Source organism: Cycloclasticus zancles 78-ME (assembly GCF_000442595.1).
GTDB lineage: Bacteria > Pseudomonadota > Gammaproteobacteria > Methylococcales > Cycloclasticaceae > Cycloclasticus > Cycloclasticus pugetii.
Map to the genome: position 1 here is coordinate 1,014,137 of NC_021917.1, position 14,568 is coordinate 1,028,704.

Below are 14,568 nucleotides of genomic sequence, written 5' to 3' on the forward strand. Positions count from 1 at the left end.
AAATTAAGGATTATTTATGAGTAAGGTACCATTAACTAAAAAAGGCGCAGAAAGCCTTAAAAAAGAATTGGACGAACTAAAAAATGTAAAGCGTCCTAAAGTGACCGAAGCGATTGCTGATGCTCGCGCGCACGGTGATTTAAAAGAAAATGCTGAATATCATGCGGCCAGAGAAGAGCAAGGCTTAATAGAAGCACGGGTTCGTGATATTGAAAGTAAATTAGGTAATGCACAAATTATAGACGTTTCTACCATGGACGCTAACGGCAAAGTTATTTTTGGTTGTACCGTTGAGCTTGAAAATATCGAGACAGAAGAGTTAGTTGTCTATACGATTGTTGGCGAAGATGAAGCAGATATAAAGAAAAACTTAATTTCCTATGCATCCCCTTTTGCAAAAGCATTGATAGGAAAGGAAGAAGGGGATGTTGCTGAGGTAAGAGCGCCTGGTGGAGTCACAGAGTTTGAAATTTTGGATGTTCGTTACGAATAAGCTTTTTTATCTTGGTTTTCTCTGTAAAAAACAGCCATAAAACCAATGCTTTGAATGAGTTCTGAGGCGGTTTTATCAGCAATCTCTTGAATGATCGCTTTTTTGTCGTCTCGATCATCAGCAGACACTTTTACCTTAATCAGCTCGTGGTGCGTGATCGCAGACTCAATCTCGTCTAATACATTACTGGTTAGGCCAGACTGACCTAGACGAACAACAGGCTTTAAAGAGTGTGCGTGTGCCTTTAGTTTCTTTTTTTGCTGATTTGATAATGCCATAGTGTTTCATTAAATTCTGTTAAGTTAGGTCGCGCATTCTACACTTAAAAGATACAAGAAGGTGCGTCTGTTTTGTAGATGTACCTATGTTAACAGTGGGTAAACAAATAATAATGCAAAGGTATGACCAAGCATAAAAACAAACAAAAGTGGCTGGATGAGCATTTTAACGATGAGTATGTAAAAAAAGCTCAACAAATGGGGCTTCGTTCGCGCGCCGTATTTAAATTAGAAGAAATTGACAAAAAAGACCGGTTATTGAGGCCTGGACAAATTGTGGTGGACTTAGGTGCCGCGCCGGGTGGCTGGTCAGAATATGCCATAAAAAAAATCACAGGCGATGGGCGAGTCATCGCGTTAGATTTATTAGATATCGTTCCTATTGATGGTGTTGACTTTATTAAAGGTGACTTTAGTGACGACGAGGTTTTTGAGCGCTTACAAAACTTAATCGGTCATCAAACAGTCGATATAGTGATGTCTGATATCGCGCCTAATATGAGTGGTAGTAAGGCGATTGATCAACCAAAATCCATGTATTTAGCAGAATTGGCATTAGATTTTGCAAAAAACAGTTTAAATAGCCGGGGCTCGTTTTTGATAAAGCTGTTTCAAGGTGAAGGGTTTGACCAGTATCTTCAAGAGGCTAAAAAAGTTTTCTCGACAGTACTGATTCGAAAACCCAAAGCTTCACGCGCACGTAGTCGAGAGGTTTACCTTTTGGCAAAGGGCTTGAAATTGTAGTAATCTAACCCCATAAATTACTGAATGAATTTTAAAAATAACAGTTTAATTGAGCACTGTCATAAACATCACGAGGGAGTAACACTTTGAACGAAATGGTTAAGAACATTATTATGTGGGTGGTAATCGCCGTCGTGCTGATGTCCGTATTCAATAATTTTGGTGGATCAAAACAATCATCAACTAGTAATTTAAGTTATTCGCAGTTTATCAGTGCTGTTAATGCAGGCCAGGTTAGTAAAGTGTCCATAGATGGGCCTAATATTAGTGGTCAAACTACGTTAGGTGAGCGTTTTACAACACGTAGTCCTGGTGATATTCACCTTGTTGATGACTTACTAAAAAATGGTGTTGAAATTATTGCCAAACCACCTGAAGAGCAATCGGTGCTTATGTCAATTTTAATATCATGGTTCCCGATGCTCTTGTTGATTGGTGTGTGGATATTCTTTATGCGCCAAATGCAAGGTGGCGGAGGCGGTGCCGGTGGTCGTGGAGCAATGTCCTTTGGTAAAAGCAAAGCGAAACTATTAAGTGAAGATGAAATAAAAGTAACGTTTGCTGATGTGGCGGGTGTTCAAGAAGCAAAAGAAGAGGTTGGAGAGGTTGTTGATTTTTTAACAGACCCTAGTAAGTTTCGAAAATTAGGTGGTTTAATCCCACGCGGAATTTTAATGTCGGGTTCGCCTGGTACAGGTAAAACCTTGTTAGCGAAGGCGATTGCTGGTGAAGCTAAAGTGCCTTTTTTCAGCATATCGGGTTCTGATTTTGTTGAAATGTTTGTTGGTGTAGGGGCTTCACGTGTTCGAGACATGTTTGAACAAGCCAAGAAAAACGCACCGTGTATTATTTTTATCGATGAGATTGATGCGGTTGGCCGTGCCCGTGGTATTGGTATTGGTGGTGGTAATGATGAGCGTGAGCAAACCTTGAACCAATTATTGGTTGAGATGGACGGGTTTTCTGGTAATGAAGGGGTGATTGTTATTGCCGCGACTAACCGTCCTGATGTTTTAGACCCGGCCTTATTACGCCCAGGTCGTTTTGATCGACAAGTGGTTGTTCCTTTACCAGATATTAGAGGGCGCGAGCAAATCTTAAAAGTGCACCTTAAAAAGGTGCCTCTCGGTGACAGTGTTAACCCTAATGTGATTGCACGAGGCACACCGGGCTTTTCAGGTGCAGATTTGGCTAACTTGGTAAACGAAGCGGCATTATTTGCGGCTAGAGCTGATAAGAAGTTAGTTGATATGAACGACATGGAGAACGCTAAAGATAAGGTGTTAATGGGCGCAGAACGTCGTTCTATGGTGATGAGTGAAGACGAAAAAAGGTGCACGGCATATCACGAATCAGGTCATGCAATTGTTGGTCGCTTAGTGCCTGAGCACGATCCTGTCTATAAGGTGACCATCATTCCACGTGGGCGAGCGTTAGGTGTCACAATGTTCTTACCTGAGCAAGATCAAATTAGTATCAGTAAACAGAAGTTAGAAAGTCAATTATCAAGCTTATATGGTGGTCGCTTAGCAGAGGAAATTATCTTTGGTGAAGAAGCGGTAACAACTGGTGCATCAAACGATATTGAAAGAGCGTCCGCTATTGCTAGAAATATGGTAACTCAATGGGGTTTTTCAGAAAAACTTGGCGCATTAAATTACGGAGAAGATGAAAATGCAATGGGGCATTCTGGTGGTCAAACTAAGATGATTTCGGATGAAACAGCCGAGCTTATTAATAAAGAAGTTAGAGTGTTTATTGATAGAAACTACGAGCGTGCTAAGAGCTTATTGACTGAAAATATTGATATTTTACACTCTATGTCAGAAGCGTTAATGAAGTATGAAACACTTGATAGCGATCAATTAGACCAATTAATGGCTCGTCAGCCAGTGAGTGAACCTAAAGATTGGGAAAATGATGATCAATCTGGTTCAGGGAAAGCGACGATAGAAGATAAAGACGCTACAGATAAGGAGTCAAAGCCGACTATTGGAGGCCCTGCTGAACAACCTTAATGCTGTGAAGAGTCGTCTTGACCAAATATTTGATCTAAAGAGCCCCCAAATTATGGGGGTTCTTAATATTACGCCGGATTCTTTTTCTGACGGAGGTTCTTTTACACAGATAGAATCAGCGGTGCAACATGCCTTGAAGATGGCTGAGCAAGGCGCCACAATTATTGATATTGGCGGTGAATCTACACGGCCTAATGCATTACCTGTTTCTACAGACGAGGAAATCCAAAGGGTGGTTCCTGTTATTGAAGGGATTCGACATAAATCGGATATTGCCATTTCAATTGATACCAGCAAAGCTGATGTTATGAAGGCTGCCATAGAGGCCGGAGCGGACTTTATCAATGATGTGTATGCATTACAGAGAACGGGTTCACTGGATATGGCGGCTTCTTTAGGAGTGCCTGTCTGTTTAATGCATATGCAAGCAGACCCTACCACGATGCAAGATCAACCACATTACCTTAATGTGGTTGAAGAGCTGAATGATTTTTTTGCTCAGCGTATAGCGGCCTGTGAGCAAGTCGGTATTGCTAAAGGGAAGATTATATTAGACCCAGGGTTTGGCTTTGGTAAAACCTTACAACATAACCTGACATTATTGGCGAAACTAAAAGAGTTTGAGAGCCATGGCTGCCCAATATTGGCTGGCCTATCAAGAAAATCAATGTTTGGTCAGTTATTAGATAAAAAAGTCGATGAGAGATTAATTGGCAGTGTTAGTGCCGCGTTGTTAGCAGTGGCTAATGGTGCGTCTATTGTTCGTGTGCATGATGTTGCTGAAACAGCTGATGCGTTAAAAGTCTATATGGCTGTTCAGGCTGCCAAATGAGGAAACTATGACAAGAAAATATTTTGGTACCGATGGTATTAGAGGCTTAGTTGGGGAAGGGGTCATTACTCCCGAATTTATTTTAAAGCTGGGTTGGGCGACCGGGAGAGTGTTCGAGCAACAAGGGCATTGTAAAATTGTAATTGGTAAAGATACTCGTATTTCCGGTTATATGTTTGAATCAGCATTAGAGGCTGGTTTAGTTGCAGCAGGCGCAAATGTTCAGTTATTAGGTCCTATGCCAACCCCAGGAATTGCATATTTAACGAGAACGCTTCGTGCCAATGCAGGAATAGTCATTAGTGCTTCACATAACCCTCATTATGATAATGGTATAAAGTTTTTTTCTAGTGAAGGTGAAAAGCTTGCCGATGAGATAGAGCAAGCGATAGAACAAAAAATGGACGAGCCACTCATCGTTGTGGAATCGTCTCGGTTAGGTAAAGCTAACCGTATTAATGATGCGGCGGGTCGATACATAGAGTTTTGTAAAAGCACGATTTCTTCAATGATCGACTTATCTTCTTTAAAAATGGTTGTCGATTGCGCACACGGCTCTACCTATCATATTGCTCCTTATGTGTTTAGTGAATTAGGTGCGGAGGTGATTAAAATAGGTGCTGAGCCAAACGGCATTAATATTAATGATGGTTGTGGAGCAACTAACCCTCAGGCGTTAACCGAGGCGGTTTTATCCAATAATGCTGACTTTGGTGTGGCATTAGATGGCGATGGCGATCGATTAATCATGGTTGACCACTTAGGCGAAGTGTTGGATGGTGATGATATTTTGTATATTTTAGCCAAAGGTCGTCAATCAAATGGTTATTCAGGTTCATCTGTTGTAGGAACATTGATGACTAATCTAGGCGTTGAGCATGCACTCAATAGATTAGGTATTGACTTATTACGCTCAGCAGTAGGAGATCGGCATGTTATTCAGTTGATGAACGAATCAGAGTCAATCTTGGGTGGTGAAGGGTCTGGGCATATAATTTGTGCTGATAGAACGACAACAGGTGATGGAATTATTTCAGCTCTACAAGTGATTGAGATTATGATGCGCGAGAGCACCTCTTTGAATGAACTAAAAAGTGATATTCAAAAGTATCCTCAATGTATGATTAATGTGAAGCTAAGTGGTGCTAAAAAGTTTGCGATGACGGATGATATTAATAAAGCCGTTGCTTCTATAGAGAAGGTTTTAAAAGGCGCAGGAAGAGTATTGTTAAGGCCTTCTGGCACAGAACCATTAGTTAGGGTAATGGTTGAAGGCGAAGATGTGAAGTTAGTGGAAAAACTGGCGATGGACCTTAGTAAAACAGTTGAAAGCCTACTTGACGCTTAAGGGGTGAATTGGGCATGAGTGCTCGCTTAATTAAGATTGATTTATTGCTGAATAGCCGCTAACCTTGCTCGTTTTTTAAGGTAAGAAGTTTGATGCGTCGATCACTAGTTATTGGAAACTGGAAGATGAATGGTTCACTTGACTCAACAAGTGAAATTTTACGTGCAATTGAAACGACAATTGATGATAAAATAACGTGTGATATAGGAGTCTGCGTGCCTTTCGTCTATATAACGGCTGCACAAGAAATAACTAAACCGACAGTGATAACCATAGGTGCTCAAACTGTTTCAGAGTATCAGCCTGGGGCATATACCGGTGAAGTGTCGGCGCATATGTTGGAAGATGTTGGCTGTAGCTGGGTACTAATAGGTCACTCAGAAAGGCGAACACTATTTAATGAAGCAAATGCGCAGCTGGTTAAGAAAGTGCTGGCAGCCCAAATGACTGGAGTTACTCCTGTTTATTGTGTTGGTGAAACACAGGAAGAATACAAGTCTGGTGCTACATTTGATGTAATTAAAGATCAGGTTGAGGCGTTATTAAATAATAGCGCTGTAGATTTGACGCAACTGGTTCTGGCTTATGAACCCGTTTGGGCCATTGGAACGGGGTTAACGGCCTCCCCTGAAGAGGCTCAAAAGGTGCATGCTTTTATAAGAGCATTGGTTAGCGAGAGAGATATAAATGCAGCTAACATGCTTCGCATTTTATATGGCGGAAGTGTAAAACCAGATAATGCATTGTCATTGTTTGGACAAAAAGATATTGATGGTGGTTTGATAGGTGGCGCATCCTTGGATGCAAAAGCGTTTGTTTCAATTTGCCAAAAAGCGTAAAAATAAACTTGGTGGGTAAGTTCTGCCGTAATAAAACTCATACCGTTTAGGTATAGAAGGATAAGAGAATGAGTGTGTTTGGAATAGTTTTATCAGTGCATGTGGTTATTGCAGCATTGATGATAGGGTTGATTTTGATTCAGCATGGTAAAGGCGCTGATGCTGGCGCAGCATTTGGCAGTGGTGCATCCGGTACGGTATTTGGTGCTAAAGGTTCCGGCTCTTTTTTAAGTCGTTCGACAGCTATTTTGGCCGCATTGTTTTTTTCAACAAGTCTAGCGCTTGCTTATCTAGGAGGCAATAGAGCAGCACCTGATGATATTATTGATGGCTTGACGGTTTCACAACCAGCAAAATCAACAGAAGCTACGCCTGCGGACTTAATCAACAACCTTGTGGAACCAACAGATGGGCTGGCTAAGCAAAATGGTATGAAGCCTGCTGATGACCTGCCCATTCCTGATTAACTGAATGGATTTGCCGAGGTGGTGGAATTGGTAGACACGCTATCTTGAGGGGGTAGTGTCCTATGGACGTGCGGGTTCAAATCCCGCTCTCGGCACCAATAATTATAAGCATTAAAATTCATTGATGAGTAATCAATTAACAATTGTTATCTTTCTGATTTTTTCGATTCTTATGGCTAATTTGCCATGGTTAAGCGATAAACTTTTTTGTATTAGACAAATCGCGCATAAATCAGGCTGGTTTCGCTGGTTTGAATGGCTATGTTGGTATGTGCTGACGTTCAGTGTTGGCTTTGCTTTGGAATACAAAATAATGGGAACAAATACTGCGCAGAACTGGGAGTTCTACGTGGTTACAATATGTTTATTTGTTGTCTTTGCTTTGCCGAGCTTTATCTATCATTACGATTTAAAAAAAATTCTTAAATCTCGAGAAAAAGAATAGCTTAATACCGCCTAGCTAATAAGGAATGATGGTTTTTAAGTAAAAAAAGTCGAATATCAGCTATAATTCATCTTTTTTATTAAGGAGATTGTTAGAAATGAAAGCACCTGTTCATGTAGCCGTTACCGGCGCCGCTGGTCAAATTTCGTACTCATTATTATTTCGTATAGCATCTGGCGACTTTTTAGGCCCAGATCAGCCAATTTGTTTACACCTATTAGAAATCACACCTGCTTTAGGTGCGCTTGAGGGTGCGGTTATGGAATTGAACGATTGTGCATTTCCTTTATTACAAAGTGTTTCAATGTCTGATGATGCTGAAGTTGCCTTTAAAGATATCGATTTTGCATTCTTAGTGGGTGCTCGTCCACGTGGTCCTGGTATGGAACGTAAAGACTTGTTGGAAGCAAATGCGGCCATCTTTTCGGTACAAGGTAAAGCCTTAAATAAAGTTGCTAAACGTGATGTTCGTGTATTAGTGGTGGGTAACCCTGCAAATACAAATGCATTGATTGCGATGAATAATGCACCAGACCTTGACCCACGTAACTTCACAGCAATGACACGTTTAGACCATAATCGTGCGATGAGCTTATTGGCCGAAAAAACGGGTAATCATAATACGGACGTTACTAAGATGACAATCTGGGGCAACCACTCAGCAACACAATACCCAGACCTTCACAATTGCTTAATCAACGGTGAAGATGCGTTATCTAAGGTCGATGCAAGCTGGTATGCCGATGACTTTATTCCTGCTGTTCAACAACGTGGCGCTGCCATTATTAAAGCACGTGGCTTGTCAAGCGCAGCGTCTGCTGCCAGTTCTGCATTAGACCATATGCGTACTTGGGTGCAAGGAACAGCAGACGGCGATTGGGTGAGTATGGGAATTCCAAGTGATGGAAGCTATGGTATTGAAGAAGGTTTAATTTACTCATTCCCTGTGACTGTTAAAGACGGTGACTATTCAATCGTTCAAGGTCTTGAAATTAATGATTTCAGTCGTGAAAGAATGATCGCAACGGAAAATGAGCTTAAAGAAGAACGTGATGGTGTAAAGCACCTGCTTTAATTGTTCTATGCGTTTAAAAAGGCCATGCATTTGCATGGCTTTTTTTTTGCGTGTTATAAGGGGGTAATTCTAAAAGAGAAAACATAATGATCGAGATGACAGCGTCAAAAATTAAGGGTTCATCTTGTGTTTTTGCCGTCAACGAGAAGGGGCAGTCGATTGAAATTGAATTGGTTGAAGAACGTGCGCTAACCATCTATATCGATAAAAAAGAAATAGTAACCTTAATGACGATGGGGTCTTTTCCTGAATTGTTGGTGTTGGGTTACCTTAAAAATCAAACCTTCTTTGAGACTATCGGAGATATAAAGGTACTTCAAGTTGATTGGCAAACCAATGCTGCAGTGATTGTATCGAGTAAAAAGAACCCTAATATTGAGAAATTAAAAGCACGTCGAACAATTACTTCAGGGTGTGGACAAGGCACGATGTTTGGTAATGTTGTTGAGAGTTTAAAGGAGCAGGTGTTAGCCAAACGTAGTATTGAACAATCTGTATTGTATTATTTGCTTAATCATTTTGGGCAACGTAACCAAGTCTATAAAAAGGCGGGTGCTGTTCATGGTTGTGCGCTTTGTAAAGGTAAGGAGGTATTGTTCTTTGTTGAAGACGTAGGGCGTCATAATGCCGTTGATACTATTGCTGGACATATGTGGTTGAAGGGTATTAAAGGTGATGACTGTGTTTTCTACACAACAGGGCGTTTAACCTCTGAAATGGTTATCAAGGTCGCGCAAATGGGGGTGCCTATATTATTGTCTCGTTCTGGGGCCACTAAGATGGGGTTTGAGCTTGCCTGCGAGTTTGGTGTAACTTTAATTTCGCGAGCAAAAGGGCAACATTTTCAAGTTTTGAATGGGGCCGAGCGGATAGTGTTTGATGTAACAGCTTAAGTTTAGGCTGTATTTTCATTCGGCTTACGTAGCAACGCTTCGGCGTGCACTAAATCCTCATGACAATTAATGTTATAGAAAGGGTCAAGCAAGCTATCACTGAAGTCTGGGAGGGAGACTTTGTAGCGAGATGTCCATAAATCAATTTTGCGTATATTCTCCTTGCTTAGTGCAGCTTCCAGATCATCAAGTAGCCTTATTGGCCATAAGGCAATAACGGGGTGTGTGCGACCATTTGAAGTGGCGCAGGCAATATCGGCGGTGTTTTCAAGCATTGATTGATAAAGCGTGGAAACTAAATTTTGGGGTATAAAAGGCGTATCAACGGGCACAGAGGCAATCCATTGTACACCGGGTTGATGCTTTCTTACCCACTGCATGCAGGCTAAAAGCCCGGCTAAAGGTCCTAAGAACCCTTCTAATGAATCTTTAATAATAGGTAAATCATAAGAAGACAGTTGCTGGCTCTCCTTGTTGCTACTAATAATAATTGAGTCGCATTGAGGAGACAATCGCTCTAATACGTGTTCAAAAAGAGGCTTATGAGCGAGTTGAATGAAGCCCTTGTCTTGGTTGTTCATCCTTCTCGAGAGACCACCTGACAGGATGACGCCGATAATTTTATTTGAGTTGTTGGGCATTAAATTGGCTCTACTTTGACAGCTGAGAACTTGTATTCAGGTATTTTTCCAAAAGGGTCCAGATCATGACTGGTCAATAAATTAGCCGCTGCTTCGACGTAAGCAAACGGGATGAATATGAGGCCAGTTTGTACTTTATGGTCAACACGAACCTTGATGTTAATAGATCCTCGGCGGCTTGAAACGCAAACCATGTCACCTGCTTGTACCTTAAGCGCTGAACAATCGATGGGGCTCATTTGAACAAAAGCTTCTGGTTCGAGTGTGTTGAGTACTTCACTACGTCGAGTTATTGCGCCAGTGTGCCAATGTTCTAGTAGTCTGCCTGTTGTCAGAATAAAGTCGTATTCGGTGTCTAATTTGTCATTAGCCGGCAAAAAGCTTGCAGGGATAAATTTTCCGCGTCCGTCTTCAGTGGGGAAACCATCGGCAAAAACGATATCGTGACCAGCTTCCTTAGGGGACGGGCAAGGGTAGGTGACGGAATGCTCTTGCTCAAGACGTTCCCAGCTGATGTTAGCTAATGAGGGCATGGCTAACAGCATTTCATGATAGATATCTTTTGGTGTTGAATAGGGCCACTCTAAACCTAAACGCTGAGCGATCTGATGTGTAATCCACCAGTCAGCTTTTGCATTGCCTGGTGGTTCAACAGCTTGTCGCCCCATTTGTACCTGTCTGTTTGAGTTTGTTACAGTACCATTTTTTTCCGGCCACGCGGTAGCAGGTAAAACAACGTCTGCAAACATAGCTGTTTCGGTTAGAAAAATATCTTGTACAACAAGGTGCTCTAATTTAGCCAGTGCTGCACGGGCATGGTTTAAATTAGGGTCTGACATGGCAGGATTTTCCCCCATGATGTACATGGACTTAATGCTGTTGCGATGTATCGCATGCATAATTTCAACGACTGTTAAGCCTTCTTTGGGGTTCAAGGGTGTGTCCCATAGGGATTCAAAAAAGGTTTGTGTTTCACAGTCACTTATTGGCTTGTAGTCGGGGTAAAACATTGGGATTAAAGCAGCATCCGAGGCGCCTTGAACATTATTCTGGCCGCGTAGAGGGTGGAGGCCTGTGCCGGGGCGTCCTATATGACCACACATTAAGGCTAATGAAATAAGGCAACGCGCATTGTCTGTTCCGTGTGTATGCTGTGAGATGCCCATACCCCAAAAAATAATGGCAGATTTGGCGGTTGCATATTTCCTTGCAACTGTTTTGATGGTGTCGGCAGTTACGCCGCAAATACTCTGCATTTTTTCAGGCGCATAGTCTTTAAGGTGTGTAGCAAACAGCTTAAAACCAGAGGTGTGTTGATCAATATAATGTTGATTATAAAGTTTTTCATCAACAATCACGTGCATGATGGCGTTCAGTAAGGCAACATCTGTGCTCGGTGTAAACTGTAGCATATGCGTTGCTTGTTGTTTTAACGCTTGAGCCCTAGGATCCATCACAACCAATTCGGTACCGCGCTCGACAGCTTGTTTAAAAAAGGTTGCTGCAACGGGGTGGTTTTCACTTGGATTCGCGCCAATAATGATGATCAAATCGCTGTCTTCAGCTGCCATAAACGGTGCGGTAACGGCCCCTGAACCAATTGTTTCCATGAGTGCGGCAACGGAGGAAGCATGACATAAACGTGTGCAGTGATCGACGTTATTAGTGCCAAAGCCGGCTCGAATTAGTTTTTGGAAAATATAAGCTTCTTCATTAGAGCACTTTGCAGAGCCAAAGCCAGCCAGGGAATCAGCACCATGCTGTTGTTTAATGTCTGAAAAACCTTTCGCAGCAAGATTAAGTGCTTCTTCCCAAGAGGCTTTTCTAAAATGCGAATAGGGGTTAGCTGGGTCGATATTAACGCCTTTTTCGATACCCTCTTTTCTGATTAGCGGTTCGGTAAGTCGCTGCTCAGATGTAATGTAATCAAAACCAAAGCGGCCTTTTACGCATAAGCGGCCTTGGTTAGAGGGGCCATTAGCACCTTCGACAGAGCAGATTTTGTTATCGTTAACCTTTAAGCTAACTTGGCAACCTACACCGCAATAGGGGCAAACGGATTGTACTTGTTTGTCTGTCTTAGTGACTTTGGCTGAAGCAGGTGAGAGTGCATTAGTTGGGCAGGCTTGAACGCACTCACCACAAGCAACGCAGGTGGATTGCCCCATTGGGTCGTCAAAATCAAAAATTATTTTTTCATCATGACCTCGCTCAGCTAGACCAATCACACCATTAACTTGAATTTCTCGGCAGGCACGAACGCACAACGTACAATGAATACAGGCATCAAGCTTTACAGAGATGGCTGGGTGAGATAAGTCGGGGGTGTTAGTTACTTTTTTTGGAAATCGTGAAGGCCCAATCTCCATGGATTGCACCAAATTATCGAAAGTTGATCCCGCAATCGTCTGCTGATTTACATCGGTACTTAATAATTCGATGACAAGCCGACGAGCTGCTGTGGCGCGTTTACTCTGTGTGTGAACGACCATATCATCGCTGGGGTGTCTGCAACACGAAGCGGCGAGTGTGCGTTCGCCGTCAATTTCAACCATGCAGGCCCGGCAGTTGCCATCGGAGCGGTAACCGGGCTTATTGTTAAAACATAAATGCGGAATAGTGGTGCCGAGTCGTTTAGCGACTTGCCAAATTGATTCTTCAGGTTCAGCAGAAACCTTTTTTCCATCTATTACAAATGAAACTAAATTGCTCATTTAGACCTCATCGCTGAAATATTTAATGCTCGATAAAATTGGGTTTGGAGCGGCTTGGCCTAGTCCGCAGATTGATGCGTCAGCCATTGTTGTACATAACTCTTTTAATAGTGGTTTATTCCACTGCTGTTCGGATAACAAGGAGCTGGCCTTTTCACAGCCAACTCTACAGGGGCTGCATTGACCGCAACTTTCATCATTAAAAAATGCAAGTAGGTTTTGACTCGTTGCCTTGATGCTATCCTTGTCTGATAAAACAATAATGGCATGCGAACCTATAAAGCAGCCGTACTCTGTTAAGCTGCCAAAATCTAACGGAATATTGTCTAAGGATGAAGGCAAGATACCACCAGAGGCACCGCCCGGTAGGTAAGCTTTAAATGAATGTCCCTTAAGCATACCGCCTGCTAAATGAATTAATTCGCGAATATTGCTGCCAGCGGGGGCAACAATGACACCGGGTTTGTTGATACGACCTGATACTGAAAATGTGCGCAAGCCACTGGCCCCATTTTTACCTTGTTGTGCAAAGTGCTCACCGCCATCAGTTAAAATTGTGGGAATCCAGTACAAGGTTTCAACGTTTTGTACTAAGGTCGGCCGACCAAATAAACCGTGATGAGCAACATAAGGCGGGCGTTGGCGGGGAATGCCACGTTTACCTTCAATTGATTCAATCATTGCAGATTCTTCGCCGCAAATGTAGGCGCCAGCGCCGCGCCTAATCTCGATATAATCTTCTTTAATGATCTTATGATTAACGAGGAGTTGAATTTCGTTGTGCAATAATTGATGGATAGCAGGGTATTCGTCGCGCAAATAAATAAAGATTTTATTAGCATCAATAATATATGCTGCGATGAGCAGGCCTTCTAAAAATTGATGTGGCGCGGTGGACAAGTAATGTCTGTCTTTAAATGTGCCGGGTTCGCCTTCATCGGCATTTACACAAAAATACTTAGGAGCGGGCTCGGCTTTTACAAGACGTAATTTACTGGCAGTAGGAAACCCCGCCCCACCTAAACCTTTTAAATTGCTTTTTTCAATTTCGTTAATAGCGTCAGTGACGCTGAGAGTTTGTTTGCTCAGCGATGCGAGTAATTGATACCCGTTTGCGTTTATGTATTGTTCATAACGTTGGTATGTAGGCACATTGGCCTGTGTCAGGTTGTTCTGTGCAGCGTACAGGAGCGAGCTGGAGGTTACCTGACCGAGATAATTTTTGCCGACAGCAGCAGCGGGTGCTTGGTTGCATAAACCCATGCATGGGGCGGATGTTATTCGAATGTTTTCTGGGTTTTGCTTGTTTAATTCTAGTATTAAATTATCAGCACCGGCCAGACAGCAGCTTAAGGACTGACAAACACGAATTGTGATAGGTGGTGGTGCAGCCTCATTTTCTTTGATGACATCAAAATGATGATAAAAAGTGGCAACTTCATAGACCGCCGCTTGAGGTAATTTTAGTATATCTGCCAAGGCCATTAAGTGCTGTTCGCTGATATAGGACCAAGTATCTTGTATAAGGTGTAAGTACTCAATAAGAAGGTCTTTTCGATGTGGTTTGTTAGCAAGTAATTGCTTTATCGCTTGTTGAGCGTTGGCATCGAGTTGACGTCCTTTCTCAGTAAACTTCCCTTTACGTTTTTTTTTATTACCAGGTCTGACGATATGGCTTGGATCATTGGGCATAAATAATGATGAGATCGGTGGTGACGTAGCTATCAAAGATACCACAAAAAAGGCCATGCATGAGCATGGCCTTTGAGGTTAACGTTTAT

General features: G+C 42.3%; 13 protein-coding genes, 1 tRNA gene and 1 pseudogene. 11 read left to right on the forward strand and 4 right to left on the reverse strand.

Translation table 11 applies throughout. The features are described from left to right. The first annotated feature begins 16 nt into the window (after positions 1–16). On the forward strand, positions 17–493 hold the full coding sequence (gene greA / locus CYCME_RS04960; RefSeq protein WP_015006260.1) for a transcription elongation factor GreA: 477 nt from the start codon (positions 17–19) through the stop codon (positions 491–493). On the opposite strand, the gene yhbY is transcribed toward greA, so the two are convergent. Then, positions 484–771 (reverse strand): ribosome assembly RNA-binding protein YhbY, encoded by a 288-nt coding sequence (yhbY, locus tag CYCME_RS04965; protein WP_015006259.1) that lies wholly within the window; start codon positions 769–771, stop codon positions 484–486. The two genes, greA and yhbY, sit on opposite strands and share 10 nt — an antisense overlap. A 123-nt stretch (positions 772–894) precedes the next feature. On the opposite strand from yhbY, the gene rlmE reads away from it, so the two are divergent. The 10 genes and pseudogenes from rlmE (at position 895) to CYCME_RS05015 (ending at position 9,432) form a co-directional block, all read left to right on the forward strand. Beyond that, on the forward strand, positions 895–1,515 hold the full coding sequence (gene rlmE, locus CYCME_RS04970; protein ID WP_020932302.1) for a 23S rRNA (uridine(2552)-2'-O)-methyltransferase RlmE: 621 nt from the start codon (positions 895–897) through the stop codon (positions 1,513–1,515). 95 nt (positions 1,516–1,610) lie between these two features. Beyond that, entirely contained in the window at positions 1,611–3,533 is a 1,923-nt protein-coding gene (gene ftsH / locus CYCME_RS04975; RefSeq protein WP_020162380.1) for an ATP-dependent zinc metalloprotease FtsH, read from the forward strand. A gap of 52 nt (positions 3,534–3,585) precedes the next feature. Then, positions 3,586–4,365 carry a dihydropteroate synthase gene (gene folP / locus CYCME_RS04980; RefSeq protein ID WP_020932303.1) on the forward strand — a complete coding sequence of 260 codons (780 nt, stop codon included), beginning with the start codon at positions 3,586–3,588 and terminating at the stop codon, positions 4,363–4,365. A gap of 7 nt (positions 4,366–4,372) precedes the next feature. After that, on the forward strand, positions 4,373–5,713 hold the full coding sequence (gene glmM, locus CYCME_RS04985; protein WP_016390058.1) for a phosphoglucosamine mutase: 1,341 nt from the start codon (positions 4,373–4,375) through the stop codon (positions 5,711–5,713). 92 nt (positions 5,714–5,805) lie between these two features. Beyond that, the gene (gene tpiA, locus CYCME_RS04990; protein ID WP_020932304.1) at positions 5,806–6,552 is read left to right on the forward strand and encodes a triose-phosphate isomerase; all 747 of its coding nucleotides are present in this window, start codon (positions 5,806–5,808) and stop codon (positions 6,550–6,552) included. Between the two features lie 68 nt (positions 6,553–6,620). After that, a pseudogene (gene secG, locus CYCME_RS13305) lies at positions 6,621–6,840 on the forward strand (preprotein translocase subunit SecG); the annotation flags it as partial. Positions 6,841–7,031: 191 nt separating this feature from the next. Next, positions 7,032–7,117: transfer RNA gene (locus CYCME_RS05000), tRNA-Leu, on the forward strand. Between the two features lie 26 nt (positions 7,118–7,143). Continuing rightward, complete coding sequence (locus CYCME_RS05005) at positions 7,144–7,464, forward strand: DUF2818 family protein (protein ID WP_015006252.1); 321 nt, start codon at positions 7,144–7,146, stop codon at positions 7,462–7,464. A 97-nt stretch (positions 7,465–7,561) separates the two neighbouring features. After that, complete coding sequence (locus CYCME_RS05010; RefSeq protein WP_015006251.1) at positions 7,562–8,539, forward strand: malate dehydrogenase; 978 nt, start codon at positions 7,562–7,564, stop codon at positions 8,537–8,539. Positions 8,540–8,625: 86 nt separating this feature from the next. Then, positions 8,626–9,432, forward strand: coding sequence for a formate dehydrogenase accessory sulfurtransferase FdhD (locus CYCME_RS05015; RefSeq protein WP_020932305.1), 807 nt, complete (start codon positions 8,626–8,628; stop codon positions 9,430–9,432). Between the two features lie 2 nt (positions 9,433–9,434). Here the strand turns inward: CYCME_RS05015 and mobA are convergent, their stop codons facing one another. The 3 genes from mobA to CYCME_RS05030 are packed head-to-tail and all read right to left on the reverse strand — an operon-like array spanning position 9,435 to position 14,524. Further along, the gene (mobA, locus tag CYCME_RS05020; RefSeq protein ID WP_020162372.1) at positions 9,435–10,073 is read right to left on the reverse strand and encodes a molybdenum cofactor guanylyltransferase MobA; all 639 of its coding nucleotides are present in this window, start codon (positions 10,071–10,073) and stop codon (positions 9,435–9,437) included. After that, positions 10,073–12,787 (reverse strand): formate dehydrogenase subunit alpha, encoded by a 2,715-nt coding sequence (fdhF, locus tag CYCME_RS05025; RefSeq protein WP_020932306.1) that lies wholly within the window; start codon positions 12,785–12,787, stop codon positions 10,073–10,075. The genes mobA and fdhF overlap by 1 nt, the downstream gene beginning before the upstream one ends. Next, positions 12,788–14,524, reverse strand: coding sequence for an NAD(P)H-dependent oxidoreductase subunit E (locus CYCME_RS05030; RefSeq protein WP_223253225.1), 1,737 nt, complete (start codon positions 14,522–14,524; stop codon positions 12,788–12,790). It lies immediately after the preceding gene. Positions 14,525–14,568 lie beyond the last annotated feature (44 nt).

Coding starts and splice junctions, on each gene's coding strand:
- greA (WP_015006260.1), top strand. CDS start 17: ATGAGTAAGGTACCATTAACTAAAAAAGGCGCAGAAAGCCTTAAAAAA.
- yhbY (WP_015006259.1), bottom strand. CDS start 771: ATGGCATTATCAAATCAGCAAAAAAAGAAACTAAAGGCACACGCACAC.
- rlmE (WP_020932302.1), top strand. CDS start 895: ATGACCAAGCATAAAAACAAACAAAAGTGGCTGGATGAGCATTTTAAC.
- ftsH (WP_020162380.1), top strand. CDS start 1,611: ATGGTTAAGAACATTATTATGTGGGTGGTAATCGCCGTCGTGCTGATG.
- folP (WP_020932303.1), top strand. CDS start 3,586: ATGGGGGTTCTTAATATTACGCCGGATTCTTTTTCTGACGGAGGTTCT.
- glmM (WP_016390058.1), top strand. CDS start 4,373: ATGACAAGAAAATATTTTGGTACCGATGGTATTAGAGGCTTAGTTGGG.
- tpiA (WP_020932304.1), top strand. CDS start 5,806: ATGCGTCGATCACTAGTTATTGGAAACTGGAAGATGAATGGTTCACTT.
- CYCME_RS05005 (WP_015006252.1), top strand. CDS start 7,144: ATGAGTAATCAATTAACAATTGTTATCTTTCTGATTTTTTCGATTCTT.
- CYCME_RS05010 (WP_015006251.1), top strand. CDS start 7,562: ATGAAAGCACCTGTTCATGTAGCCGTTACCGGCGCCGCTGGTCAAATT.
- CYCME_RS05015 (WP_020932305.1), top strand. CDS start 8,626: ATGATCGAGATGACAGCGTCAAAAATTAAGGGTTCATCTTGTGTTTTT.
- mobA (WP_020162372.1), bottom strand. CDS start 10,073: ATGCCCAACAACTCAAATAAAATTATCGGCGTCATCCTGTCAGGTGGT.
- fdhF (WP_020932306.1), bottom strand. CDS start 12,787: ATGAGCAATTTAGTTTCATTTGTAATAGATGGAAAAAAGGTTTCTGCT.